At 53.7% G+C, this 25,060-nt stretch carries 21 protein-coding genes; 20 read left to right on the forward strand and 1 reads right to left on the reverse strand.

The window, feature by feature from the left end:
• Position 1: 1 nt before the first annotated feature.
• The 20 genes from ACQ66Q_RS15540 (at position 2) to ACQ66Q_RS15635 (ending at position 24,373) form a co-directional block, all read left to right on the forward strand.
• Positions 2-1,726, forward strand: coding sequence for a GspE/PulE family protein (locus tag ACQ66Q_RS15540; protein ID WP_430457608.1), 1,725 nt, complete (start codon positions 2-4; stop codon positions 1,724-1,726).
• Entirely contained in the window at positions 1,726-2,952 is a 1,227-nt protein-coding gene (locus tag ACQ66Q_RS15545; protein WP_430457609.1) for a type II secretion system F family protein, read from the forward strand. Before ACQ66Q_RS15540 ends, ACQ66Q_RS15545 begins: the two co-directional genes overlap by 1 nt.
• 86 nt (positions 2,953-3,038) lie before the next feature.
• Entirely contained in the window at positions 3,039-3,608 is a 570-nt protein-coding gene (locus ACQ66Q_RS15550) for a prepilin-type N-terminal cleavage/methylation domain-containing protein (protein ID WP_430457610.1), read from the forward strand.
• A 12-nt stretch (positions 3,609-3,620) separates the two neighbouring features.
• Positions 3,621-4,127, forward strand: coding sequence for a type II secretion system protein (locus ACQ66Q_RS15555; protein WP_430457611.1), 507 nt, complete (start codon positions 3,621-3,623; stop codon positions 4,125-4,127).
• 13 nt (positions 4,128-4,140) lie between these two features.
• Positions 4,141-4,629, forward strand: a complete 489-nt coding sequence (locus tag ACQ66Q_RS15560; RefSeq protein ID WP_430457612.1) for a prepilin-type N-terminal cleavage/methylation domain-containing protein — start codon at positions 4,141-4,143, stop codon at positions 4,627-4,629.
• Positions 4,623-5,204 (forward strand): type IV pilus modification PilV family protein, encoded by a 582-nt coding sequence (locus tag ACQ66Q_RS15565; RefSeq protein WP_430457613.1) that lies wholly within the window; start codon positions 4,623-4,625, stop codon positions 5,202-5,204. Before ACQ66Q_RS15560 ends, ACQ66Q_RS15565 begins: the two co-directional genes overlap by 7 nt.
• Entirely contained in the window at positions 5,204-6,073 is an 870-nt protein-coding gene (locus ACQ66Q_RS15570) for a prepilin-type N-terminal cleavage/methylation domain-containing protein (RefSeq protein ID WP_430457614.1), read from the forward strand. The genes ACQ66Q_RS15565 and ACQ66Q_RS15570 overlap by 1 nt, the downstream gene beginning before the upstream one ends.
• The gene (locus ACQ66Q_RS15575; protein WP_430457615.1) at positions 6,063-6,467 is read left to right on the forward strand and encodes a type II secretory pathway component; all 405 of its coding nucleotides are present in this window, start codon (positions 6,063-6,065) and stop codon (positions 6,465-6,467) included. Before ACQ66Q_RS15570 ends, ACQ66Q_RS15575 begins: the two co-directional genes overlap by 11 nt.
• The gene (locus ACQ66Q_RS15580; protein WP_430457616.1) at positions 6,467-9,850 is read left to right on the forward strand and encodes a DUF6701 domain-containing protein; all 3,384 of its coding nucleotides are present in this window, start codon (positions 6,467-6,469) and stop codon (positions 9,848-9,850) included. The genes ACQ66Q_RS15575 and ACQ66Q_RS15580 overlap by 1 nt, the downstream gene beginning before the upstream one ends.
• Before the next feature lie 226 nt (positions 9,851-10,076).
• The gene (locus ACQ66Q_RS15585; protein ID WP_031568148.1) at positions 10,077-11,120 is read left to right on the forward strand and encodes a rod shape-determining protein; all 1,044 of its coding nucleotides are present in this window, start codon (positions 10,077-10,079) and stop codon (positions 11,118-11,120) included.
• A 25-nt stretch (positions 11,121-11,145) separates the two neighbouring features.
• Positions 11,146-12,030: a rod shape-determining protein MreC gene (mreC, locus tag ACQ66Q_RS15590; RefSeq protein ID WP_430457617.1), complete on the forward strand. Its 885-nt coding sequence runs from the start codon at positions 11,146-11,148 to the stop codon at positions 12,028-12,030.
• Complete coding sequence (gene mreD, locus ACQ66Q_RS15595) at positions 12,030-12,512, forward strand: rod shape-determining protein MreD (RefSeq protein ID WP_377239268.1); 483 nt, start codon at positions 12,030-12,032, stop codon at positions 12,510-12,512. The genes mreC and mreD overlap by 1 nt, the downstream gene beginning before the upstream one ends.
• Before the next feature lies 1 nt (position 12,513).
• On the forward strand, positions 12,514-13,089 hold the full coding sequence (locus ACQ66Q_RS15600) for a Maf family protein (RefSeq protein WP_430457618.1): 576 nt from the start codon (positions 12,514-12,516) through the stop codon (positions 13,087-13,089).
• Positions 13,086-14,552 carry a ribonuclease G gene (gene rng / locus ACQ66Q_RS15605; RefSeq protein ID WP_430457619.1) on the forward strand — a complete coding sequence of 489 codons (1,467 nt, stop codon included), beginning with the start codon at positions 13,086-13,088 and terminating at the stop codon, positions 14,550-14,552. Before ACQ66Q_RS15600 ends, rng begins: the two co-directional genes overlap by 4 nt.
• The gene (locus ACQ66Q_RS15610) at positions 14,552-18,613 is read left to right on the forward strand and encodes a YhdP family protein (RefSeq protein ID WP_430457620.1); all 4,062 of its coding nucleotides are present in this window, start codon (positions 14,552-14,554) and stop codon (positions 18,611-18,613) included. The genes rng and ACQ66Q_RS15610 overlap by 1 nt, the downstream gene beginning before the upstream one ends.
• Positions 18,606-19,493: a carbon-nitrogen hydrolase family protein gene (locus ACQ66Q_RS15615; RefSeq protein ID WP_430457621.1), complete on the forward strand. Its 888-nt coding sequence runs from the start codon at positions 18,606-18,608 to the stop codon at positions 19,491-19,493. The genes ACQ66Q_RS15610 and ACQ66Q_RS15615 overlap by 8 nt, the downstream gene beginning before the upstream one ends.
• A 12-nt stretch (positions 19,494-19,505) precedes the next feature.
• On the forward strand, positions 19,506-20,963 hold the full coding sequence (tldD, locus tag ACQ66Q_RS15620; RefSeq protein WP_430457622.1) for a metalloprotease TldD: 1,458 nt from the start codon (positions 19,506-19,508) through the stop codon (positions 20,961-20,963).
• A gap of 149 nt (positions 20,964-21,112) precedes the next feature.
• Positions 21,113-22,456, forward strand: a complete 1,344-nt coding sequence (gene pssA / locus ACQ66Q_RS15625; RefSeq protein WP_430457623.1) for a CDP-diacylglycerol--serine O-phosphatidyltransferase — start codon at positions 21,113-21,115, stop codon at positions 22,454-22,456.
• Between the two features lie 31 nt (positions 22,457-22,487).
• On the forward strand, positions 22,488-23,555 hold the full coding sequence (locus tag ACQ66Q_RS15630; protein WP_430457624.1) for a serine hydrolase domain-containing protein: 1,068 nt from the start codon (positions 22,488-22,490) through the stop codon (positions 23,553-23,555).
• Entirely contained in the window at positions 23,552-24,373 is an 822-nt protein-coding gene (locus ACQ66Q_RS15635) for a PhzF family phenazine biosynthesis protein (protein WP_430457625.1), read from the forward strand. The genes ACQ66Q_RS15630 and ACQ66Q_RS15635 overlap by 4 nt, the downstream gene beginning before the upstream one ends.
• A gap of 72 nt (positions 24,374-24,445) precedes the next feature.
• Here ACQ66Q_RS15635 and yjgA read toward each other — a convergent pair whose 3' ends face one another.
• The gene (gene yjgA, locus ACQ66Q_RS15640) at positions 24,446-24,973 is read right to left on the reverse strand and encodes a ribosome biogenesis factor YjgA (RefSeq protein WP_430457626.1); all 528 of its coding nucleotides are present in this window, start codon (positions 24,971-24,973) and stop codon (positions 24,446-24,448) included.
• Between the last annotated feature and the right edge of the window lie 87 nt (positions 24,974-25,060).

Consider the following 25,060-nt stretch of genomic DNA (forward strand, 5'->3'; position numbering starts at 1 on the left):
TATGCAAAGACCCCGGTTAAAAATGCGGCTTGGCGACCTGTTGGTGCATGAAGGCATCATCACCGAGCAACAGCTGAATAATGCGCTGGCAGCGCAGCAACAAAACGGCCGCAAACTTGGCGCGACGCTGATCGGGCTGGATTACCTCAGCGAAGACCAACTGCTGCAGTTTTTGTCGCAGCAGCTGAATGTGCAGTTCCTCGATATTGCGCAGCGCCGCATTGAGCCGCGCGTGGCGCAAATGCTGCCAGAAGTGCATGCACGCCGGCTGCGGGCGCTGGTGCTGGAAGACCGCGGCGAGTCGGTATTGCTCGGCATGAGCGATCCGGCGGATTTATCCAGCCTCGACCAAATCGCACCTTTGCTGGAACCCAAACTGATTGAAATTGCCGTGGTGCGTGAAAGTCAGTTGATTGAAGCCTTCAACAACCTGTATCGCCGCACTCAGGAAATTCAGAGTTTCGCTCACCAGCTGCAGGAAGAATACGAAGAAACTGAAACCGTTGATTTCGCAGCGCTCAGCACTGAAGGTGATCAGGACAATACCATCGCACGTTTGTTGCAATCGCTGTTTGAAGATGCGGTTCAGGTGCGCGCCTCGGATATTCACATTGAGCCGGATGAAAAAGTGCTGCGCATCCGTCAGCGTGTCGACGGCGTGCTGCAGGAAAGTGTGTTACAGGAAACCGGCATCGCCTCGGCACTGGTGCTGCGGCTAAAACTGATGGCCAGCCTGGATATTTCGGAAAAACGCTTGCCACAGGACGGCCGGTTCCAGATGAAAATCAAAGGCCGCACTATCGATGTGCGGATGTCGACGATGCCGGTGCAACACGGCGAATCGGTGGTGATGCGTCTGCTCGATCAAAGTGCCGGCTTGCTCAGTCTGGAAGAAACCGGTATGCCGGCGGCGATAGTGTCGCGTTTACGGCGGATTATTCAAAGCCCGCATGGCATGGTGCTGGTGACAGGCCCAACCGGTTCGGGCAAAACCACCACGCTGTATGGCGTGTTGTCTGAGCTGAATCAACCGGGCGTCAAAATCATCACGGTCGAAGATCCGGTGGAATACCGGCTGCCACGGATTAACCAGGTGCAAATCAACCATAAAATTGGTCTCGATTTTGCCGGCGTGCTGCGCACCAGTTTGCGGCAGGACCCGGACATTCTGATGGTGGGGGAGATGCGCGACCAGGAAACTGCCGAGATGGGCCTGCGCGGCGCATTAACCGGTCACTTGGTATTGTCGACGCTACACACCAATGATGCGGTGACCAGTACGTTGCGGCTGATTGATATGGGGGCGGCGCCTTATCTGGTGGCCAGTGCGCTCAGGGCCATTCTGGCGCAGCGCCTGGTTCGTCGCGTTTGTCAGCATTGTAAACAGCCCTACCAGCCGGATGAGCTGGAACAGACCTGGCTGAAACATTTCCGTGCTCCGGCCGGTTTACAGTTCTGGCGCGGCAGAGGCTGTCAGTCCTGTCATTATTCCGGTTACAAGGGCCGGATCGGGGTATTTGAACTGCTGGTGCTCGACAAACCGCTGGCGGACGCGTTACGGCGCAATGACACCGAAGAATTTGGCCGTATCGCATACAACTCACCCAATTTCAGTACCCTGGGCACTATGGCGCTGGACTATGCCCAGCAAGGCATTACCAGCCTCGACGAAGTGATCCGGGTGTCTGAATATGTGGATTTAGATGCCATGGTGGGGACTGAATAATGGCGACTTTCCGCTACAGCGCACGTGATCCGCAGGGCCGGCTACAAAGCGGCGATATTGATGCGCCGAGCGAAAATGCCGTGGCTGATCAGCTGCAACGCCGTCAGCTGATCCCGTTGCGGATTGATGCGGTGGCACCGGCGCGCACCCTGAATATAGACCTGTCCGGCTGGTTTGGCCCTGTCGTCAAACTGCCCGAGCTGATTGTGTTTGCCCGTCAGATGTTTTCGCTGATGAAAGCCGGTATTCCGATCATTCGCGCTATTCGTGGCCTTGCCGAGAGCACCAGCTCCAAAGCGCTGAATCTGGTGTTGCTGGATTTGGCCGAGCAGTTGGAAAAAGGTCGCAGTTTGTCGGTGGCGATGGCCAGCCATCCGAAAGTATTTAACCGCCTGATTGTCAGTATTGTCCATGTCGGTGAAAACACCGGCAGGCTCGATGACGCTTTTGCCCAGCTGTCAGATTATTTTGAGCAGGAAATGGAAACCCGCCGCCAAATCAAACAAGCGACGCGTTATCCATCTTTTGTGCTACTGGCGATTGTCATTGCGATGGTGATCCTGAATATTTTTGTCATTCCGCAGTTTGCCGCGATGTTTGCCCGTTTTGATACCGAACTGCCATGGACCACCCAGGTATTGATTGGTACGTCGGCATTTTTTGTTAATTATTGGCCCTGGTTATTGCTTGGTCTGGTATTTGCTGGTTTTTCGCTATACCGCTATCTGCAGACCGACAATGGCCGCTATCACTGGAGCCGCTATAAATTGCGGTTGCCGTTGATGGGGGACATTATCAACCGCGCCACACTCGGCCGTTATGCCCGCAGTTTCGCGCTGATGTTGCGCGCCGGCGTGCCGCTGACTACTGCGCTGAGTCTGGTGGCGGAAGCGGTCGACAACGATTTCATGGCGGAAAAAATCCGCGAGATGCGGCGCAATATCGAACGTGGCGAAAGCCTGGTGCGCGTCTCGGCGCAAAGCGGCTTGTTTACGCCGCTGGTGATGCAAATGCTGGCGGTCGGGGAAGAAACCGGCCAGATGGATGACATGTTGCAGGAAGTAGCATTGTTTTATGAACGGGAAGTCGCGTTTGATTTAAAGTCGCTGACAGCGAAAATCGAGCCTATTCTGATCACTGTGGTCGCGGTGATGGTGCTGTTATTGGCCCTGGGGATCTTTACCCCAATGTGGGACATGCTCAGTGCTTATCAAAAAGGCAACTGAGCCAGCTTGGCAATCGACAGAAAAGCTGTCATTAATTAGTGTAATCAAAACTATAAACTATTGATTTAAGCCCCGGAGAACTGCGTATGCGTACTATCTCAAAACAGCAACAAGGCTTTACCTTAATCGAATTAGTCATTGTCATTATTATCTTAGGCTTGTTGGCCGCCACAGCGCTGCCGAGATTCCTCAATGTTACGGAGCGCGCCGAAGACGTTTCAGTCGAAGGCATCGCCGGTGGTTATGCATCTGCTGTGGGTTTAGTCCGCGCTGGCTGGGAAATCGCTGGGCGGCCAAATAACAACGTCGCCACCAATCAGACCCGGGTTGAATATGACAATGTATTTATTGGTGTTGACGGGACTATTGGCTATCCGTCTGGCGACCCGACCGCAGATACGCGTGCGACAGTTGTAGATGCGGCGGACTGCGTGTTTCTGTTTAATAACCTGTTCCAGCAAGCTGGTGCGGCAACTGTGGACGCGACCTTTGATACGACCGACGATTTCTTTGCCCGTGCTGCCAGTAACGTTTGTGAATATCACCAGACCTCTGGTTTAGCGGCAGCGCCTGCCGCAGGGGTGGCAGCAACGAATGGCTTTACCTACGAGCCCGCAACAGGTAACGTATTGTCTTTCCTGAATAAACCTAACTAATTGAGTGAAGTGATGCAAAAGAGTAAAGGTTTTACCTTAGTTGAACTGGTCATTGTGATTGTGATCCTCGGCATTCTGGCCGTCACGGCCGCGCCGAAGTTTTTAAACCTGGCAGGTGATGCAAAAGAAGGGACTTTAACTGCTGTTGAGGCCTCGTTAAAAAGTGCTAATGCGGTGGTTTATAGTAAGGCAGTGCTGGCGAGTAAACAAAAAGAAGCCACCGCGACCATCACCGATAGTACTTTGAGCGGAAGCTTGAATCTTGTTTATGGTTATGTCAAAGCCGACAAAGCCGATGTGGATAAAGTGCTGGATGTTTCTGACTCAGAGTTTGTGTCTGCACAGGGGGTCGCGAATACAGCTTTATCGATAACAACGGCTGATGTTGTGATTCGACCGGCTAGTGTTTCAGCGCAAGATGGCAACACCACGGTAGATAATGCTTGTCTGTTAGTTTACAAGTCTGCTGCTAGCACGACCACCAAACCAACTTATGTTATACACGGTAATGGTTGCTAATTAAGGCATACCGATGACAACAACATCTCGCAATGGTTTTACGCTTGTAGAGTTGGTTGTTGTTATTTTGGTTATGGGGATTATGGCCGTGTCGGTGTATCCCCGCTTTATCTCTGCCGATAGTGAAACCGCCCAGAGCCAGCGCGACATGTTGCTGGCTTTGTCGCATCTGGTACAGCTGCAAAGTATGCAGGATACCGTGAACAGCAGCACGCTTTGCCCAACCATAGTGTTGTCGGCGACACAAGCTGGTATCGCAACCACCAATCCCTGCCTTGCCAGTGCCAGTTTTAGCGCTGATGTGAATGATCCGAATCAAATCCAATTTGGCAGCGAAGCCAGCCTTGCTGTCAGCGGTGCGACTTTGCCACTGTTATTAAGGTTTGACAGTTGGGGCCGCCCGACCGGCGCTTGCAGCAATGGTTGTACCTTTACACTGACACAAAGCAGCGCAACTTTTAAGGTCTGTCTGCATGCCAGCGGGTTTATTCAGTCATGTTAGGCAAAACGTCAGCTGCCCGGCAGCGTAGCATTCCCGTCCGCGGCTTTAGCCTGATTGAGCTGATTATTGGCATCGTCGTGTTAGCGATTGCCATGTTGTTTATCAGTGCGATTTTAGGCCCGTTGTATGTGCGAAGCATTGAACCCTGGCATCAGGTGCGGGCAGCGGAGCTGGGTAATAGTCTGATGAATGAAATCCTGGCGCGTAGCTTTGACGAAAACTCCAGCCGGGGTAGCACTTTGCTGCGCTGTGGCGATGCCGGTGCGCAGGCTTGTGTTGCAACCATCCCAAATTGTCCAGCCAATGGGATGTCTGCAACTACAGAAGAGGCGAGCCGCGATTTATATGATGATGTCGATGATTTTCATTGCCTGAATGTCAATGGCAGCGCCGTTACAACCAATTTAAATCCGAGCCTTCAGGCCAGTTATAACCAATATCAGGTGCAAGTCGCGGTGAGTCACGCCGGGACTAGCGCCGGGCTGGCGGCAACGCAGGTCAAACGGATTGATGTGTTGGTCACTCTGCCAAACAGTGAAGTCATAACCTTTACCAGCTATAAAGGGAATTGGTAATGAGGGGTCGCACGCCGCCAAAGTCCCAGTCCCAACAGTCTCAAGCTGCGTTTACACTGCTTGAGTTTATTGTGGTGATTTTAATTCTTGGCATCATTACGACCAGTGTCACCAGCTATGTGCGACTGGGTGCGGGGATGTATGTTGATTCAACAGCTACCCAGCAAATTTTGTCGCAAAGCCGTTTTGCCTTAGAGCGGGTTGTACGCGAAGTTCGTGGTGCAGTCCCTGGTAGTATCAGAGTGCTGTCAAACGGCGATAACAGCATCAGCTGTGTTGAATTTACCCCATTGGCACTCAGTGGTTTGTACCGGGATTTGCCGTTATATCCGCAAACAAGAGATTGGATTGGCGTTACCACTGTCACAACCGGTTGGCCGGCAACGGCAGGGTATCGTGTTGTGGTCTATCCGACCGATAGCCGCCACGTCTATGATTTAAATCAGCGCCGCAGTGCCGTGGTGGCAGCAGTGCAGAACGCGCCGTCTGATGCCGACGGCAATGCAAACACCGAGCGGATTACTCTGGATTTGATTGGCGGTGTGGCGCCAACATTTATTACGGAGTCGCCACAGCAGCGTTTCTTTCTGGCGGCGCAGCCGGTCAGTTTCTGTGTAATTGGTCAACAGCTGCGACGTTATCAAAACTATGGCTTTCAGGTCGGGCAAAGTTTGCCACCGTCGTTGACACAAAGTGAACTGATGGCAACTGGTTTGTTTAACCAAAGCTCAGAGCCGGCTTTTGTGTTAAATACTGCCGCGTTCAGCCGAAATGCGGTGTTGCAGATTTTCTGGCGTTTTCAGCCGGCCACTGATCTTGGGCAGGACCTGTTCTTCAACCACGAGGTGCATATTCCCAATGTTCCCTAGCCTGATACGCCAGCGTGGTAGTTCGTTAGTTTTAGCGATATTCGTCATTATTTTGATGTCAGCATTGTTATTGGCGCTGGGGCGGCAGCTTATCAGCAGCAGTCAAGCGGTCAGCGTGGAGGTGCAGGGGAGTCGGGCTTTTAACGCGGCCCAATCTGGATTGGAGCTGGGCCTGACACAATTGTTTCGTAATCCTGGCAATACTTGTACCTCAGTCACGGCTAGTTTTAGCTTTAATGACGCCGGCTTGCGTGACTGTCGCGCGACGCTGGCCTGTTCTGAGGTACCGAACCCCGACAACGCGGATCGCCGGTTGTTTCGTCTGGTCAGTGTCGGTCAATGTGATGCGGGTGATTTCACCACCAGTCGGCGTGTAATCATGGAGGCATATTAATGCGCTGGAGTTGGTTGCTGTTGAGCTTGGTCTGGTCTGCGGCGGTTTGGGCCATTGGCGAAAACTGCAGTCAGATTTGGACGCAGGCCATTCGATCTAGTTCCACAGTTCCCGCTTGGGGTTATTGTTTTGCCGATAATCCGAGTTGCTATAACGTTACAGACGCCACAACTATCAGCAGTTTGCCTGCCACTTTAGCGGCAGGGGATTATTTTTTAACCGGTTCTATCCCGTCAGATACAACTTTTAACACCAGTGGTGCGACGGTGCGGATCTTTGTGAAAGGTAGTCTCTCCATTGGCGATAATGTCCAGTTGAATTGGAATGGACCAGCGCAAAACCTGTTGTTGGTGGTCAGTGGCTCCCTCTCCATCGGTTCCAACGTCAAAATCAGAGGATTCGTTTTGGCTGGCGGTGCCGTCTCTATTGCCAATGGCACCAGTGGTACGCTGGATGGTGGAGTCACCTCAAACGGCGCCCTCTCGGGGGCTGGCAATTTAACTGCAGCTTTCAATAGCAATGCATTGTTAAAGTTACAAGGTGGTGTTGTTTGTGGCGGCAGCCTGAGTTGTTTAAATGATAATTTTCAGGCGGCGACATTATCTTCTAACTGGGTGACGACACGGACGAATGGTAATTTTACGCCGTCGAATGTCAATGGCCGGCTGCGTATTACTGAAAACAACGGAAACCAAGCCACTGCAGCTTCTTTTCAGCGGCTGTTTCCGGCACGGTCCAATCTGGTCGTTGTTGAGTTCGACCATTTTGCTTACGGCAGGAGCAGCAGCGAAGGCGGTGATGGTATCGCTGTTGTGTTGTCAGATGCCTCTGTTACCCCGGTTTCTGGTGCGCTTGGTGGACCTTTAGGCTATGGAGCGCGCTCAAACGTTAATGGCTTTGCCGGAGGCTGGCTTGGTATTGGCATTGATGAGTATGGAAACTTTTCTGCAGAGGGTGGAGCAAATGGACCGGGTCGACGCAGGCAGTCTGTAGCAATCCGGGGGTCGGGTAGCGGTACTGTGGGGTATCGATATCTGGCTGGTACTTGCAATAACGGCACGACAAGAACGAACACAAGTTGTTTGTCGCCGCAGGTTGACAATAATAACGTCAGTCCGCCACACCGCTATCGTGTTACTGTTGATTCGCAAATAGCCAATCAGTCGCTGGTTAAGATCGAACGGAATAGTGGTAATGGCTTTGTCACGTTGATCAGTTCGTTTAACGCCGCCGCAGCGACTGGACAAGCCGCACTGCCCGCCAATTTTCTGTTGTCTCTAACCGGCGGGACAGGCGGCGCGAACAATCACCATGAAATCGATGATCTGGAAATTTGTGCGCTGCGCTCAGACCCGGTTCCTGCACAGATCGACCATTTTGAGTTTAGTTACACTGGGCAAGCCTTAACATGTAAAGCAGAGACTTTTACTATTAAAGCCTGCCAAAATGCTGCCTGTACACAGCTGGTGACGGGGAATGTCAGTGCGACTCTTGTGCCGGCAACAGGCTGGATTGCCGGTACTGGCTTAACTGGCAATACCATTAACTTCTCGGGTGGGACTGCAACAGCAACGTTGTCGCAGACTACACCGGCAACTATTCGGGTTGGTACATCAGGTTCTAATCCTTCAACAAGACCATTTAGCACCACTTTGTGCCAAATAGGTGCGTCCATCACTGCGGCAAATTGTGATGTAGTTTTTTCCAGCAGCGGCTTGGTGTTTTCAGTGCCGGACAAAATTGCCGGTAAACCGGCAACTGGCATCTTAGTCAAAGCGGTGAAATCTAACGGCTCGCAACAATGTGTACCGAGTTTTGCCAACGTCAATCGTACAGTCCGGTTCTGGTCTGAATTTAACAATCCGGTTACGCCAAGTGCCAGCCCGGGGCGTGCCGTGTCCGTCTCTAACGGCGGCACCTACACCAATATCGGCACGACTTCCGGGACAGCCGCAGCGCTGGCGCTTAGTTTTAACGGCAGTGGCGAAGCCAGCATCGGCGTTAATTACAGCGATGCCGGACAAGTGACGCTCAATGCCTTGTATAGCGGCTCTGTGGCGACCAATGATGCAAACCTATCGATGACTGGCGCGGACCAATTTGTCAGCGCGCCGGCCGGATTGTGTATCACCCCGCGGCAATACTGTGCTGCCGCCGACGCGACTTGTACCGGTTATGTCAAAGCCGGTGATACATTCCCGCTCGACATCAAAGCCGTGGGTTGGGAGTCTGATGTCGATAGCAACTTTTGTAACAACACCACGACGACGCCGTCTTTTCAGCTCGATGGTATTAGTCTATCCAGTTCCTTAGTGCAGCCAAGTGGTGGCGACAGCGGCAGTCTGACACCGTCCAGCTATAACCACAGTGCGGCGTCGACGGCGACGACGACTGTTAATCCCAGCCAAAGTGAGGTCGGGGTATTTAATTTGGCGGCCAGTTATAACGGTCCATATATCGGGATGCCGGTGAATTTGACCAGTACCATGACCTCGCCTCTGGGGCGAATTGTGCCGCATAGGTTTTCGGTGATGAGTTTTGACCTTGATCCAAGTTGCAATGCTGTTAGTTACTTTGAGCAGCCAGCCTCGTTGAGTTTCACCATACAGGCGCAAAACGCTTCAGGCGGAAGGGTGCTGAATTATCGCGGTACTTTTGCCAAAGCGACCGCAGCTCTGGTTGCGGAGAATAACAACGATGGGGTTGAACGCAGCAGCCGGCTCAACAATCAATCGAATCTGCTGAACTGGAATAATGGCGAAGCTCAGCTGATCAATAGTCCGGTCTATGTAAAACGCGACACTGCGCCAGATGGTCCTTTTTCGCAACTACGGATTGGTTTAAAGCTCAATGACAATGATGATTTGGATGCGCAATTGCAGGCGTTAGATCAGCGCGTTGACAGTAGCGCAAACTGCAGTGCTGCTGGGGACTGCGACAGTAAAATGCTGACCACCAGTAATATGGACTGGCGCTACGGCCGCCTGCAAATCGTCAATGCATTAGGCTCAGAGCAAAGCAATTTACCGGTGCAACTGAAAGCGGAGTACTGGAATGGCAGCCAGTTTGTGCCCAATAGCCTCGATAGTTGCACGGCCACTACGCCGTCGAAATTGTTAATTACCACAGGTACAAATCCGGTCATTACGGCCAGTGGTAATCCGACCCAACTGAATCAAGGCAGCAGCGGTGCATTTGATTTAATGCTGTCTCCACCTGGGGTGGAAAGCCGCTACCCTTTACTGTACCAACTCAATGACCAGCCCTGGCTGCAGTATGATTGGACGCCTGGTGATGGAGTTTTATTAGAAGATCCGAAAGGTGAAGCGGTGTTTGGTGGATTCAAAGGGAATAACCGTCAGATTTTTTGGCAAGAAAACTAAACTGCAGTCGATTGTTTTCCGCATTACCACACGGGAAATGTCGTCGGTGTAAGCGCCGTCGGCTTGGTTTAATCTGCTAAACGTGTAAGATAAGGCTATCCACCCAGCGCATTGTTACTTAAAATGTGCGCACATTTTTGTCGAGCAAGATCCGGTGCCCCAACTTCGCCAGGGCGGCCGGATTTTGCTGTTGTTGGCGCCCCATTCAGAAGGATTAACACTTTTCATGTTAAAAAAATTACGTGGTTTATTTTCCAACGATCTGTCGATTGACCTGGGCACGGCCAACACGCTTATTTATGTGAAAGACCAGGGCATTGTCCTGAATGAACCATCAGTGGTTGCGATCCGGCAGGAACGTGCCGGCGGACCAAAAAGTGTCGCTGCAGTTGGCCATGCTGCCAAACGTATGTTAGGTCGGACACCTGGCAATATCAAAGCCATTCGCCCAATGAAAGACGGCGTGATCGCCGATTTCTACGTCACCGAAAAAATGCTGCAGCATTTTATCAAACAAGCCCACAGCAACAGTTTCCTGCGTCCAAGCCCTCGCGTGCTGGTGTGTGTTCCTTGCGGTTCAACGCAGGTTGAACGCCGTGCGATCCGTGAATCGGCTCAAGGCGCTGGTGCCCGTGAAGTCTATCTGATCGACGAACCAATGGCCGCTGCGATTGGCGCAGGCCTGCCGGTGTCTGAAGCGACCGGTTCTATGGTGGTTGATATCGGTGGCGGTACTACTGAAGTGGCACTGATTTCCTTAAACGGCGTGGTGTATTCGTCTTCTGTCCGCATCGGCGGTGACAAATTTGACGACGCCATCATCAACTACATCCGCCGTAACTACGGCATTCTGATTGGTGAAGCCACCGCAGAGCGCATCAAGATGGAAATCGGTTCGGCCTACCCAAGCGATGAAATTCTGGAAATTGAAGTGCGCGGCCGCAATCTGGCGGAAGGTGTACCTCGCAGTTTCACCATGACCAGCAACGAAATCCTCGAAGCCTTACAGGAACCATTAGCCGGTATCGTGTCGGCCGTGATGGTGGCGCTGGAACAATCACCACCAGAGCTGGCGTCAGACATTTCTGAGCGCGGCATGGTCTTGACCGGCGGTGGCGCTTTGCTGCGTGACCTCGATCGCCTGCTGATGGAAGAAACCGGTATTCCGGTGGTCGTGGCTGAAGATCCATTAACCTGCGTGGCGCGGGGCGGTGGTAAAGCACTGGAAATGATCGACGTGCACGGCGGTGACGTGTTCAGTTACGACTAACTGAACCTGTCCGGCAGCCACGTCGATGAAACCTATCTTTGATCGCGGACCCTCACTGCCGCTGCGCTTATTTTTTGCGCTGCTGGCAAGTGGTGGTCTGATTGTGCTGGATCACTACACCAGCAGTTCAGCCCAGTTGCGCAGTTATCTGACCGCTGCCGTCAGCCCATTGTTTTACCTCGCGAATTTGCCGCAAGACCTGATGTTTGGTGCCTCCGAACAGTTTAAATCGCAACAAAAAATCCTCGAAGAAAACCAAACACTGAAAGACACTTTGCTGCTGCAAAACGGCCAGTTGCAACGTCTGCAGTTTTTGCAGCAGGAAAATGACAAACTGCGTGCGTTGCTCGGCGCCAGTCCGGTCACGGAAGGCAAACGCCTGATCGCTGAAGTGCTGGCGGTATACAGTCATCCATTCAGTCATCAAATCGTACTGAACAAAGGCAGTAATGACGGCGTGACGATTGGCCAGCCGTTGATCGACGATTTAGGCGTGCTGGGGCAAGTGGTCAGTGTTGGCCCTACGTCGAGCCGCGCCATTCTGATCGCCGATAATACCCACGCCATTTCCGGCCGGGTTGAACGCACCGGCTTAAGTGTGGTGGCCGAAGGCATTGGCCAGGCAAACTCGCTGCGGCTGATCCATTTACCGCACAGCACCGACGTGGTCGAAGGTGACCGCCTGTTAACTTCTGGCCTCGATGGCGTGTTCCCGGAAGGTTATCCGATTGGCCGCGTCACCAAAGTGTACCGCGATGCCCGCCTGCCATTTTTGCAAGTGACGGCCGAACCTTACGCCATGCTGGACCGCATCCGTTATGTGTTGCTGGTGTGGCCGCATCAGGGTACCACTGTGGCGGATCCGGAAATTGTCGCCCCGCCGGAAGCGGCTGATACGGAGCGCAAATAATGCAAAATAACTGGCGCTTTTTATGGATCCATCTGACCCTGCTGCTGGCGTTATTGCTGGCGGTGATGCCATTGCCGGCTGAAGTGAAATTATTCCGGCCCGACTGGCCGTTATTGGTGTTGTGCTATTGGGTGCTGGCATTGCCACACCGGGCCAGCATTGGTACGGCATTTATCATTGGTTTTCTGGTCGACGTGATGGTGGGCACTGTGCTTGGCGTAAATGCCTTTGGCTATAGTGTGGTTACTTTTATTGTTGCGGCTAATTATCTGAAAATCCGGAACTTTTCTATCCTGCAGCAGGCCTTATTAATCGGCATGTTACTGGCCTTGTATCACTTGTTACTGTTCTGGCTCAGCCATTTTCTGACCGGCGTTTATTTCCGCGCCGCTTATTTGTGGCCGGTGCTGACCGGTATGTTAGTCTGGCCTTATGTTTTCCTGTTTTTGCGCCGGATGCGCCGTCAACTGAAGATCCAATGATATGACCGCTGTCGCACTTGCTTCTGCCTCGCCCCGTCGCCGTGAACTGTTGGCGCAACTGGGTGTTGATTTTATCGTAGTTCAGGCGCCAATAGACGAGTCGGTATTGCCCGGCGAAAACGCCGCTGATTATGTATCGAGGCTGGCAAAGGCTAAAGCGCAGGCCGGTTTTGCCGTGCAGACACAGCCGCTGCCGACTTTGGGCGCCGATACCATTGTGGTGGTCGATGGCGAGATCCTTGGCAAACCACAGGACGAAGCTGATTTTCTGCGCATGATGCGGTTATTAAGCGGCCGGGGCCACCAGGTGTATACCGCCGTGGCGTTGTGTCTGGATGCGAACCACGAGCCACAGGCCGTGACCGTCGCGACCGATGTCTGGTTCGGTGCGCTGACGCCGGCGCAGATGCAGGACTACTGGCGCAGTGGTGAGCCGGCTGACAAAGCCGGTGGTTATGGTATTCAGGGGCTGGGCGGGCGTTTTATCGAAAAAATTCATGGCAGTTATTTTGCTGTGGTCGGCTTGCCGTTATATGAAACTGCCGCCTTATTGGCGACATTGCCGGAGGCTTCATGAGTGCAGAACTGCTGATCAACGTCACACCGAGTGAAACCCGGGTCGCGCTGATCGAAAACGGCGTGTTGCAAGAAGTGCATATCGAACGCCAGGCGCGTCATGGTCTGGTTGGCAATATCTACATCGGCAAAGTCAGCCGGGTATTGCCCGGCATGCAGGCCGCATTTGTTGATATTGGGCTGGATAAAGCCGCCTTTTTACATGCATCCGACATTGTGCAGCGCGATGCGCATGATCCTGAAGTGAAAGTTTCTGCGGTCAAAGATATCCGGCTGTTGGTGCATGAAGGCCAGTATCTGTTGGTCCAGGTGGTGAAAGATCCACTGGGTACCAAAGGCGCGCGGCTGACCACCGACATCACGCTGCCGTCGCGTTATCTGGTATTTATGCCGGGTTCACCGCATGTTGGCGTGTCACAACGCATTGATTCGGATGCTGAGCGTCAACGCTTAAAAGATATCGTCTCCACTTGCCTGGACGATGACAATGGCGGCTTTATTGTCCGGACCGCAGCGGACGGCGCCTGTGAAGTTGAATTGTTGCAAGATGCGCGGTTTTTGAAAAAACTCTGGGCCAAAATCCAGAAGCGCAAACAAAAACACCGCAAAGAAGCGATGTTATATGAAGATTTGACGCTGGCGTTTCGCATCCTGCGCGACTTTGTCGGCAGTGATTTAGAGCGGGTGCGGGTTGATTCGAAAATGACCTGGCAGGCGCTGCATGCCTTCACCGAAGAGTTTATTCCGCAAATGACGGAAAAACTCGAGTATTACCCCGGTGAGCGGCCGGTATTCGACCTGTTTGATGTCGAAAACGAAATTCAGCGTGCACTCGATCGCAAAGTGCCACTGAAAAGCGGCGGTTATCTGATCATCGATCAAACTGAAGCGATGACGACAATTGACGTCAACACCGGTGCTTTTGTCGGCCACCGCAATCTGGAAGAAACCATCTTTAATACCAACACCGAAGCGACGCAGGCGATTGCCCGTCAACTGCGGCTGCGCAATCTCGGTGGCATTATCATCATCGATTTTATCGACATGCAAAGCGAAGAGCATCAGCGCCGTGTGCTGCACAGCCTCGAAATCGCGCTGTCCCGTGACAAAACCAAAACCAATATTCATGGTTTTTCCGCTTTAGGCCTGGTGGAAATGACGCGCAAACGCACCCGCGAGAGTCTGGAACATGTGCTGTGCACCGAATGTCCGGTCTGTGCCGGCCGTGGTTCACTGAAAACGGTTGAGACCGTGTGCTTCGAAATCATGCGGGAAATTGTCCGCGTGAATCGCGCTTATGCCACCGACAAATTCATGGTGTATGCATCTCCAGCGGTTAAGGATGCTTTAATCAACGATGAATACCATAACCTGGCTGAGCTTGAAGTCTTTATCAGTAAGCAAATCAGCGTAGTGATTGAGCCGCAATATACCCAGGAACAATTTGACGTGGTGATGATGTAGTGGCGCGACTTCAGCGTGCCGGTTGGTTTTGTCTGCATAAACTCTGGCTGCTGTTTGCGGTCGGAGTGGTGCTGCTTGCCACGCTGGTCACGTTGCTGCGGGTGGGTCTGCCTTACGCCACCGGTTATAAAACCGATATTGAGCAGTTTATCGCTGCACAATATGGCGCGCCGGTACGGATAGGCCAGCTTAGCGCTGCCTGGCAATCCAGTGGTCCGGCCTTGTTACTGCAACAAGTGGCCGTACAGACACCAACGGGTGATACGCTGCTGGAGGTTGCAGAGCTGCGCGTCCGCCTCGATTTCTGGGCCAGCCTGACCAGTTTGCAACTGAAAGCCGACGACTTTGAACTGTCGGGTCTGCACCTGACTATCGACAGCCAGCGTTTGTTACAACAAAATGCCGAAACGCCCGCGACGGACCCGGAACCGCTGCTCAGCGCCGTCGAACAACTGCTGTTCCAGCAACTGAAGAACTTCACGCTGGTCGACAGCAAACTGACCTTACGCTCGCAATATACCCCACCGATTGAGATGCAGATCCGCCGGTTGGCCTGGCTGAATGCCGGCGAACGCCATCAGGGATCCGGTGAAGTGGTGATCTCCGGCGTCACCGGCAATGCCATCGCTTTTATTCTCGATTTAACCGGCGACAGTCTGGCGAAAAGTCGCGGCCAGTTGTATCTGTCCAGCAATGATCTGAACGTCTTGCCCTGGTTCGAAACTCTGTTGCCGGAGACGCGCAAACTGGCGCGCGCCGATATCAATTTTCAGGCCTGGGGCGAGATCGCCGGCGGTACGTTGCAACAAATTCAGATTGGTCTGGCTGAAAACCGCCTGATGTGGCGACAAGACGACCAAACTCAGCAGCTGAGCCTTGGTAAAGGCCAGCTGTTATGGCAACCCACGGCTGATGGCTGGCAGTTATTGTCGAGTCAGCTGACGCTGACGTCGGGTGCGCAAAGCTGGCACGATTTTCAGCTGCAGTTAGTCAGTCAGCAAGGTGTGTATTCCGGCTCGTTACAGCAGCTGCAATTACAGGCGGCGGTGCCACTGGCGCAGCTGTTTGCCGAAGATTCAACGGCGCTTAGGAAAATTCTGTCGTTTCAGACCGATGCCCGTATTACCCAGCTCGGCATGCAACTGAATGACAAACAATGGTTTGTCAGCGGCGATTTTATCGATTTCAGTTCAGTCCCGGTCGACGATGTCCCCGGTTTAACCGGCCTGACGGGCCATTTTAGTGCCGGCCCGGATTATGTATTGCTGGATTTGCAGGGCATGGATGGCGCCCTGAGCTGGGGCGAAGCGTTCAGCCGCGCCACGCCGTATCAGAGTCTGCAAACCCGGATTGAAGTGCTGCAGCAACAAGGGCAGTGGCGCGTGCAAATTCCGCGGCTCAGCTTACGTCATCCGCAAATTGAAGCCGACGCCCAACTGGTGCTGGACCTCGGTGACAAACCCGGCATGACCTTGCTGGGTGAACTGCGTAAAGTGCCGGTCGCTGATGCGCGGCATTATTTCCCAACCCGGCATATGCCGGAGTCGGTGATCAATTACCTGACACCGGCGCTGATCAGCGGCCAAATCCCGGTAGCGCGGGTGTTATGGCACGGTGCTTTTAAAGATTTCCCTTACGACAAGCACAACGGTATTTTTCAGGCGCAGGCGTTTATCGCCGACACCGAATTTTCGTTTGACCCGCACTGGCCGGTGATTAAGGGCATGCAGGCTGAGCTGTTGTTTGAAAACGCCGGCATGTTGATCCAAAGCCAGGCCGGTCAGTTGTTTGACGTCGCGCTGGAAGATGGCGTGACGGCGCGGATCCCGGATTTATTTCACGCCGAGACGCTGCTGATCGATATCGGTCGTCAGACGCAGGCTGAAGCTGTGACGGGTCTGATGCTGGCATCGCCGCTCAGTGAATCGGTCGGCGCCACACTGGATTATCTCGGCGTCAGTGGTCTGGTGAACGCCAAAGTGCAGCTGCAGATTGGTTTGAAAAAGACCGGTGTGCGGGCGCTTGGCGACGTCGAGTTTTTTGCCAATCAGCTGAATATCCGTGCGCCGGCCGTCGCGGTGGAACAGTTGCAAGGCCATCTGCAGTTTGATAACGACAAAATCGACAGTGAGAAACTGATGTTTGTCAGTCATGGCGTGCCGCTGAATGCTACTTTGCATGGCGCGCAGCAGGCAGAGGGCTATCAGGTCCAGCTCAAAGCGCATGGCGAACAACAGATCGATAAGCTGCTGGCGCTGGTGTCGGAAGACTGGCAGGTCCTCGGAAAAGGTCAGGCCAATTTCAGCTGGGATCTGAATATTCAGCTGCCGCAAACCGGCTTTAATTACGAATCGACCGCGCTGATGGATTTAGCGGCCGCCGAGCTGCAGCTACCGGCGCCTTTTGGCAAAACCGCGGCCGACGGTGCCACGGTCTTGTTACAAAGTAAAGGCAACGCGCAAGGCTCCGAGATCGAGATGCGCTATGGCGATCAGGCGCAGTTGCAGGCGCGGTTAGATCAGCAAAGCGGCAAAATCACCGGTGCTTTGTTAAGTCTTGGCCTGCCCAGTAGCCAGCTGCAGGACGGTTTTTATATCGATGTCAACCTGGAACAGGCAGAGCTGCTGCCGTGGATTAGCTTATTGCAAAACCAGCTGGCGGCCATAACGCCGGGCGAAGATGCAATGTTTCCGCCCCTGTCGGCGGTGAATGGCCGGATCGGCGAGCTTCAGCTATTTGATGATGTATTTTTGCACCAGCTGCGTTTTCATTTGACGCCACAATCTGACAGTTATCAGCTCAATCTTAGTGCCGACGAAGCGCAAGGCGATTTGTGGTTTTCCCGTCAGCTGCAGGAGCAGGGCATCAAAGCCGACCTGAGCCGGTTGCAGCTGATTTTTGCCAATCAACAAGCGGCGAAACTGGCTGCGGCCGAGTTAAAAGCACAGCAATTACTGGAAGCGGAAGCGGCACAAAAACCTGATTACGCCGCACTGGAAGCCGAAGCCTTTGCCAAATTAACGCCGATGCCTTGGCTGGCCGATTTGCCGCCGATCCAGTTGCATTGCAAGGCCTGTATTGTCGGTGATTATGACCTTGGTGAAGTGAATGCCAAAGCGCATAGCGACGGCAGCAGCTGGACTTTGAGTGAATTCACCAGCCAGCGCGATGGTCATCGCTGGACAATGCAAGGCGACTGGCAAAAAGACGACGGCCTCGGCGAGACCCGGTTAAGTGGCACGCTGCAAAGCCCGGCCTTTGGCCAGTTGATGCAGGAATATGATTTAAGCCGCAGTATGAGCGGCAGCAAAGCCAAAATCACGCTGGACGCACTGAGCTGGCAAGGGACACCGTTCCAGTTTAACCGCCAGACCTTAAGCGGTGGTATCGGCTGGGATCTCGGTGAAGGCTCGCTGGTTGAAGTCAGTGATGGCGGTACGCGTATTTTCTCGTTGTTCAGTCTCGATTCGTTGGTGCGTAAGTTGCGACTGGATTTTCGCGATGTATTTGCCAAAGGTTTTTTCTACAACAGCATGCGCGGCTCGATGCAAATTGATCAAGGCGTTTCCAGTACGGCAGATACCAAAGTGGACGGGGTCGCCGGCGATATCGAAATGTCTGGCGAAGCAGATTTAAAAGCGCGGCAAATTGATTATCAGATGGCATTTAGCCCGAAAGTGACGTCGAGCCTGCCGGTGATCCTGGCCTGGATGGTCAATCCGGTGTCCGGTGTGGCGGCTTATGCGCTCGATGAAATGTTCCAGTCGGCGGAAGTGATCTCAAAAATTAATTTCAGTGTCACCGGTGACCTCGATAATCCGACTGTGACTGAGCTGGAGCGGAACAGCAAAAAAGTCACGATCCCGGCCGATGCGTTACCAAAACCAGTGAAACCGCCATTAGCGACAACTCCAGCCATCGCTGAAGAGGCGGCGCAGCCGAGTCCGCTGTTGCCAGAAGCGCCGGTGGAAGGTGCTTTGGCGCCAGATCGGCCAATGCCAGAAGCCAAACCGGTTGAAGATACCCCGAAGATAGACGCTGGCGGAGTGCAACATGACTGATATCGGCACTGATATTGACACCTCAATCTGGCAACTGACCGCATTGCAGCTGTGCAGCAGCCCGGATCCGGCCGACAACCTGCAGCAAATCGCCAAGCTGTTGCAGCAAATCCCGGCGGACCGGCCACAGCTGGTCGCCTTGCCGGAAGGCGCTTTATGTTTTGCCGGTGCCGATGGCGCTAATCTGGTCATTGCCGAGCCGCTGGCTGATCAGCACAGCGAGCCAGGCCCGCTGCAACAACAGCTCAGTCAGCTGGCGCGCCAGCAGCAGATTTATCTGCTGGTCGGCACTTTACCAACCCAAAGCGCAGATCCGACCCGCTTCAGCGCCAGTAGTCTGTTGTTTGGACCGGATGGTACTTTGCTGGCGGACTATCAGAAAATTCATCTGTTTGACGCCGATGTCAGTGACCATACCGCCAGTTACCGTGAATCGGCGGCAACCATGCCTGGCGATAAAGTGACAGTGGCGGATCTGGGCGTGCTCAAAGCCGGCCTGGCGATTTGTTATGATGTGCGTTTTCCGGGACTGTTTCAGTTGTTGCGCCAGCAGGGCATGAATCTGTTATGCCTGCCGTCGGCGTTCACCACAGTGACGGGGGCCGCGCACTGGCATACACTGCTGCGGGCGCGGGCGATTGAAACGCAGAGCTTTTTACTGGCGCCGGCGCAAACCGGCACCCATGCCAATGGTCGCCAGACTTATGGCCATAGTCTGATTATTGACCCCTGGGGTCAGGTGCTGGCGGATGCCGGCACTGCACCCGGGCTAATCTCAGTCCGGATCGATTTAAACGAGGTGGCCAGCGTACGCAGCAAAATGCCGTTGGCGGCCCATAATCAATTTCAAAGTTACCGGTTAAACCGTGACCCAATTTAAAAGTGAGAGGCTATGAGCAATATCGCGATGCTAAATGCAGTGGAACAGAATCTGATCGCCGCGAGCGACCTGACCGATCAGGATGTGGCGCACAGTCTCAGTTTCCTGTTTGCGCATCAGCTGGATTATGCGGATCTGTATTTTCAGTCCAGCGTGCATGAATCCTGGGTACTGGAAGATGGTCTGGTCAAAGACGGCTCTTTTAATATCGAACGTGGGGTCGGTGTGCGGGCCGTGACCGGCGAAAAAGCCGGTTTTGCCTATGCCGATACCATTTCCAAACAAGCTCTGCAAACCGCGGCAACGGCGGCGCGTGGTATCGCGGCACATGGCCAGCAAGGCCAGGTTAAAGCATTCAGCAAATCAGCCAACAGCGACATCTATTTACCTTGTGAGCCGCTGCAAAGTCTGACGAATACCGAAAAAGTGGCGATGCTGCATCAGATGGAAGCTTTTATCCGCACGCTGGACAGCCGCGCCGAACAGGTGATGGTCAGTTTATCCGGTGTTTATGAAGAAATGCTGGTGGCCGCCAGTGATGGTACTTATGCCGCCGATATCCGGCCTTTGGTGCGACTGAACTGCTCAGTGTTGTTGCAGCAAGACGGCCGGCGTGAGCGTGGCAGTGCCGGTGGTGGCGCCCGCACCAGTTATGCCTATTTCAGTGAAGATTTGGACGGTGAGCCGCGCTGGATGAGTTACGCCCGTGAAGCGGTGCGTCAGGCGCAGGTCAATCTGACCGCGATCGATGCTCCGGCCGGCATGATGCCGGTGGTCCTTGGCGCCGGCTGGCCTGGCGTATTGTTACATGAGGCGGTTGGCCATGGTCTCGAAGGTGATTTTAACCGCAAAGGTGCCTCAACGTTCTCTGGCCGCATCGGCGAACAAGTGGCGTCCAAACACTGCACTATCGTCGACGACGGCACTTTATCCGGTCGGCGTGGCTCGCTGAATATTGATGACGAAGGGACACCTGGCCAATATAACGTGCTGATCGAAAACGGTATTCTGAAGGGTTACATTCAGGATAAGCACAATGCCATGCTGATGAATGTACCGGTGACCGGTAACGGCCGGCGTGAGTCCTTTGCCCATCTGCCGATGCCGCGGATGACCAACACCTATATGCTGGCCGGTGAGTATGCGCCGGAAGAAATCATCGCCTCAGTGAAAAAAGGCATTTATGCGCCGAATTTCGGCGGCGGTCAGGTCGACATCACGTCCGGCAAGTTTGTGTTCTCGGCCAGTGAAGCCTACCTGATTGAAGATGGCAAAATCACCGCGCCAATTAAAGGTGCCACGCTGATTGGTAATGGTCCGGAAGCGATGCAGAAAGTATCGATGGTCGGCCGGGATCTGAAGCTCGACGCCGGTGTCGGCGTCTGTGGCAAACAAGGCCAGAGCGTGCCGGTTGGCGTGGGGCAGCCTACGTTGAAGCTGGACAGCATGACGGTTGGTGGCACAGCCTGATCGGAGTCTTGTGGCGTAGCTGTGCCGGCCTTTTTGCCAGCGCTTGGACTTTGCCGCATAATAGCCCGGTTTTCTGAGCACAAGCTCAATGCCAGCCGGTCACAGAAGCCGGCGTTGCAACACCGATAACCGCAGGGATCTACGGACCTATGTTAGGACAGATGTTAAACAAACGCCGGCTGGCGGCATTGCCGGCTACGGCGTTTGAAGCGGCAGCAGTAGAAATATTGTGCCATGCCACTGAATACAAAGCCAAAGTATTAGAACTGATCGCCGGCGCCCGCCGGCGTATCGTACTGACCGCATTATATTTGCAGGCCGACGAAGCCGGTGAAGAAGTATTGCGGGCCTTGTATCAGGCCAAACAACAAAATCCGCAGCTGGATATCCGCGTGTATGTCGATTTTCACCGCGCCCGCCGTGGTCTGATTGGCCAGGCCGGCATGAAAACCAATGCTGATTTTTATCGGGAAATTGGCGCCGAATATACCGAACAAATCCAAATTCTCGGTGTGCCGGTGAAACGGCGTGAGCTGTTTGGTGTGCTGCATTTAAAAGGTTTTGTGTTTGACGACACCCTGCTGTATTCCGGCGCGTCGCTGAACAATGTCTATATGGGCGTGCCGGTGCGTTATCGCGCCGACCGCTATCTGCTGATCCACAATCAGCCATTGGCCGACGCCTTTGTTGCCGGTCATCAGCAGATCCTGGATCAGGCGCAAGTAGTCCAGAGTTTGTTGTCGGACGACCCACTGCTGGCTCAGCACTACAAACCGCATCACCGCGGCTGGCTGAAACATGCCCGCGCCAATCGCTACCCACAACAGGACAAATCAGACGCGCCACTGCGCGCCAGTTTGCTGATGGGGATGGGACGGTTAAAAAATCAGTTAAATCAAACGTTGCTGGCTATTCTGGCGCTGGCAGAAAAAGACGTGCTGATTTACACACCGTATTTTAACCCGCCACCGGTGCTGGCCAAGGCGCTGCGCAAATGCCTCAAACGTGGTGTGAAAGTGACCATCGTGGTCGGCGATAAAACCGCCAACGATTTTTATATCCCACCGACGCAGCGCTTTAGCCGGATTGGCGGTCTGCCGTACCTGTACGAGACCATCCTGCGCAAGTTTGTGAAACGGAATCAGACATTTATCGATCAAGGTCTGCTGGATATCCGGCTGTGGAAACACGAAGACAACAGTTATCACTTAAAAGGTGTCAGCGTTGACGGCCGCCGGCATTTGTTTACTGGTCACAACCTGAATCCACGCGCTTTTGCGCTGGATTATGAAAATGGCATTCTGGTCAACGATGAGTTAGGCCAGCTGCAGGCGCAGCTGAGTCATGAACAGCAGCAGATTTTCCTGAATACCAGCAAAATCAATCATTTCAGCGAAATTGAAATGATGCGGGATTACCCGGAGCCGGTGCAAAAGCTGCTGGCAAAAATTAAAGGTGTCGGCGTGGATATGGTGCTTAAACGTTTGATTTAAGCTCATCTTGGCATTGGAAAGGAGTTCTGCGATGCGACATCTCAATACAAGTTTATGGTGCGGTCTGGTCGCAGGTTTATGTTTACTTTCGGCGAGTCCGGCACTTGCTGCGGCGCCAGCGTTATCGCTGGACCGCGCAGCACTGGATACAGCGATGCAGCCGGCTGGTCCGCGCGCCCAGTTACCATTCAGCGGGATTGTACTAGTGGCGCAGCAGGGCAAACTGCTGTGGAATTACAGCAGTAAAACCATACCACTGACCGCCCAGCGTCAGTTCATCATCGGGTCGCAATCGAAACAAATCACTGCCGCCTTGATCCTGCAGGCGGTTGACCAGCAACGGCTTCTGCTGCAAGACCCTCTGGTCAAATTCCTGCCGGAGCAACGTGAACGCTTCGGCGATGCCATCACCATTAAACATTTACTCGAGCACAGCTCGGGCTTGGGCCAGGGCGGGACTGCACCAACCGGCACACCGGGCAGCACTTTTGCCTACAGCAATGCCGGGTATGACTTGTTAGGCCAGGTGCTGGAACGGCTGTACGGTGAACCTTTTGCGGCGCAAGCGGCGCGGTTGTTTCGTTCCTGTGAGATGACCCATAGTTTTGCACCATCGGCTGATCAGCTGACATCAACAGCCCCATTGCTGGTTGCCGGCCTGACCGAGCGTGCTGGTAAGTTAGTCGCCGCGCCGCTCGATGTGGCTTTTAGTAACAATCCGTCGGGCCGTCTGGTCAGTTCTGCCGGCGATTTAATCCGCTGGCAACAGTGTTTGCACCAGCAACCGTTGCTAAAATCGGCCAGCTACCAGCAGATGACCAGCCCGCAGCTGTTGCGGCCACACCGCTGGGGCGCGCTGGGTTATGGCTTTGGTCTGCAAATCAGCAAAACTGCGGGCCTGACTGAATATAGCCACAGTGGTTATGTCGATGGTTATATCAGTACCACTTTGTATTATCCGCAATTTGCCATTGGTCTGGTGCTACTCGAGCCACTGTCGCTGGACGCTGCTGATATCAACCGGGCTTTTTATTTTCATGATCAGATCCGTCAGGCGCTGCGCGCGCAATTGCTGACGGCAGGAGCGGTGCAACAATGAAACTGGATCTTTTCCAAGTCGACGCCTTCACCAACAGGCTGTTTGCCGGCAATGCCGCCGCCGTCGTGCCATTGCCAGTAACGATGGCCGATTGGCTGCCGGATGCGTTGATGCTGCAAATCGCCCAGGAAAACAATCTGTCAGAAACCGCATTCGTGAAACGGCTGGGCGCTGGCCATTATCAGATCCGCTGGTTCTCCCCACTGTGTGAAATCGATTTTTGTGGTCATGCCACGCTGGCGGCAGCCTATGTGTTGTTGCAACGCGAACCTGTGGCCAGCCTGCGTTTCAGTACGTTGAAAGTTGGTGATCTGTCCGTGGTGCAAGGGCAGGATGGCTGGCTGGATATGAATTTTCCGGCCCGTCTGGCCACAGTGCAGGCCGAAGTGCCGGCCGCGCTGCTGCAGGCGCTGAATCATCAGCCGGTAGCGGTGCTGCGCAGTGAACAGGCCTGGTTTGTTGTCTATGACGATGCTACACAGGTTGCGACGCTCCAACCTGATATGACGTTGTTGAAAACGCTGTGGCCTTTTGATGTGGTAGCCACAGCGCCAGGTCAGGGTTTCGCAGCAGGCCAATATGATTTTGTCAGCCGCTATTTCTGGCCAGCCAATGGTGGTGATGAAGATCCGGTGACCGGCTCTATCCACGCCGGACTCGCGCCCTACTGGGCGGCGCGGCTGGATAAAACCGAGTTGCTGGCCTACCAGGCGTCAAGCCGGGGTGGTGTGCTGCGCTGTGCACTGCAGGGCGAGCGGGTGCAGGTCAGCGGCCAGGCGCGGTTGTATCTGCAAGGCCAGATAGATTTGCCGGCTTAAAAGGCAACAAATGCTCTAGAAAACAAAACAGGCCGCAATTGCGGCCTGTTTTTTTGTCAGCATCAGAGCGAATTAGTCGCCGATAATCGCCGGCTTAATCAGTTGAAACAGCTCGCGGTAAGATTTACCCGGCTGATTTTTTTCCTGTTCTTTTTTCGCGTTGCGGATCAAAGTGCGCAGTTGCTGCACTTCAACCTGCGGATATTCCGCGATAAATTCAGTGACGGCATCATTACTTGCTAATAGTTTGTCACGCCAGTCTTCAATCAGGTGGAACTTGCGTGTTGCTGCCTGATTGGTATTGCGCACGACGGCTAAGGCGCGTTCGATCGGTTCTAAATCGGTGCCACGCATCACTTTGCCGATGAACTGCATATGGCGGCGATAGGCTTCGTGTTTTTTCACCAGTTTGTCGGCCAGTTTTAAGGCGTCGGCCAGGTCGTTATCCATCGGGATCTTGGCGCGGGCGGCCGGGCTTAATGCGACCAGCTCTTCGCCGAGTTCCTGCAATGCCAGCATCTCTTTTTTGATCTGCGTTTTGCTTTTGCCTTCCTCGCGGTCCCAGTCGTCGCCGTGGGTAAAATCAGTAATATCTGCCATAACTTCAGTTTTGTTGCCGGAAATCCCGTCAGTATATCAAAGATGGCAACGAAAAGCCGTGTCGGTGCTATATCAGGCGCAGACTTC

It is taken from the genome of Rheinheimera sp. (assembly GCF_965283995.1).
Lineage (GTDB): Bacteria > Pseudomonadota > Gammaproteobacteria > Enterobacterales > Alteromonadaceae > Pararheinheimera.

Bases quoted from the DNA above. Each gene is read 5' to 3' on its own strand.
- ACQ66Q_RS15540 (WP_430457608.1), top strand. From the start codon at position 2: ATGCAAAGACCCCGGTTAAAAATGCGGCTTGGCGACCTGTTGGTGCAT.
- ACQ66Q_RS15545 (WP_430457609.1), top strand. From the start codon at position 1,726: ATGGCGACTTTCCGCTACAGCGCACGTGATCCGCAGGGCCGGCTACAA.
- ACQ66Q_RS15550 (WP_430457610.1), top strand. From the start codon at position 3,039: ATGCGTACTATCTCAAAACAGCAACAAGGCTTTACCTTAATCGAATTA.
- ACQ66Q_RS15555 (WP_430457611.1), top strand. From the start codon at position 3,621: ATGCAAAAGAGTAAAGGTTTTACCTTAGTTGAACTGGTCATTGTGATT.
- ACQ66Q_RS15560 (WP_430457612.1), top strand. From the start codon at position 4,141: ATGACAACAACATCTCGCAATGGTTTTACGCTTGTAGAGTTGGTTGTT.
- ACQ66Q_RS15565 (WP_430457613.1), top strand. From the start codon at position 4,623: ATGTTAGGCAAAACGTCAGCTGCCCGGCAGCGTAGCATTCCCGTCCGC.
- ACQ66Q_RS15570 (WP_430457614.1), top strand. From the start codon at position 5,204: ATGAGGGGTCGCACGCCGCCAAAGTCCCAGTCCCAACAGTCTCAAGCT.
- ACQ66Q_RS15575 (WP_430457615.1), top strand. From the start codon at position 6,063: ATGTTCCCTAGCCTGATACGCCAGCGTGGTAGTTCGTTAGTTTTAGCG.
- ACQ66Q_RS15580 (WP_430457616.1), top strand. From the start codon at position 6,467: ATGCGCTGGAGTTGGTTGCTGTTGAGCTTGGTCTGGTCTGCGGCGGTT.
- ACQ66Q_RS15585 (WP_031568148.1), top strand. From the start codon at position 10,077: ATGTTAAAAAAATTACGTGGTTTATTTTCCAACGATCTGTCGATTGAC.
- mreC (WP_430457617.1), top strand. From the start codon at position 11,146: ATGAAACCTATCTTTGATCGCGGACCCTCACTGCCGCTGCGCTTATTT.
- mreD (WP_377239268.1), top strand. From the start codon at position 12,030: ATGCAAAATAACTGGCGCTTTTTATGGATCCATCTGACCCTGCTGCTG.
- ACQ66Q_RS15600 (WP_430457618.1), top strand. From the start codon at position 12,514: ATGACCGCTGTCGCACTTGCTTCTGCCTCGCCCCGTCGCCGTGAACTG.
- rng (WP_430457619.1), top strand. From the start codon at position 13,086: ATGAGTGCAGAACTGCTGATCAACGTCACACCGAGTGAAACCCGGGTC.
- ACQ66Q_RS15615 (WP_430457621.1), top strand. From the start codon at position 18,606: ATGACTGATATCGGCACTGATATTGACACCTCAATCTGGCAACTGACC.
- tldD (WP_430457622.1), top strand. From the start codon at position 19,506: ATGAGCAATATCGCGATGCTAAATGCAGTGGAACAGAATCTGATCGCC.
- pssA (WP_430457623.1), top strand. From the start codon at position 21,113: ATGTTAGGACAGATGTTAAACAAACGCCGGCTGGCGGCATTGCCGGCT.
- ACQ66Q_RS15630 (WP_430457624.1), top strand. From the start codon at position 22,488: ATGCGACATCTCAATACAAGTTTATGGTGCGGTCTGGTCGCAGGTTTA.
- ACQ66Q_RS15635 (WP_430457625.1), top strand. From the start codon at position 23,552: ATGAAACTGGATCTTTTCCAAGTCGACGCCTTCACCAACAGGCTGTTT.
- yjgA (WP_430457626.1), bottom strand. From the start codon at position 24,973: ATGGCAGATATTACTGATTTTACCCACGGCGACGACTGGGACCGCGAG.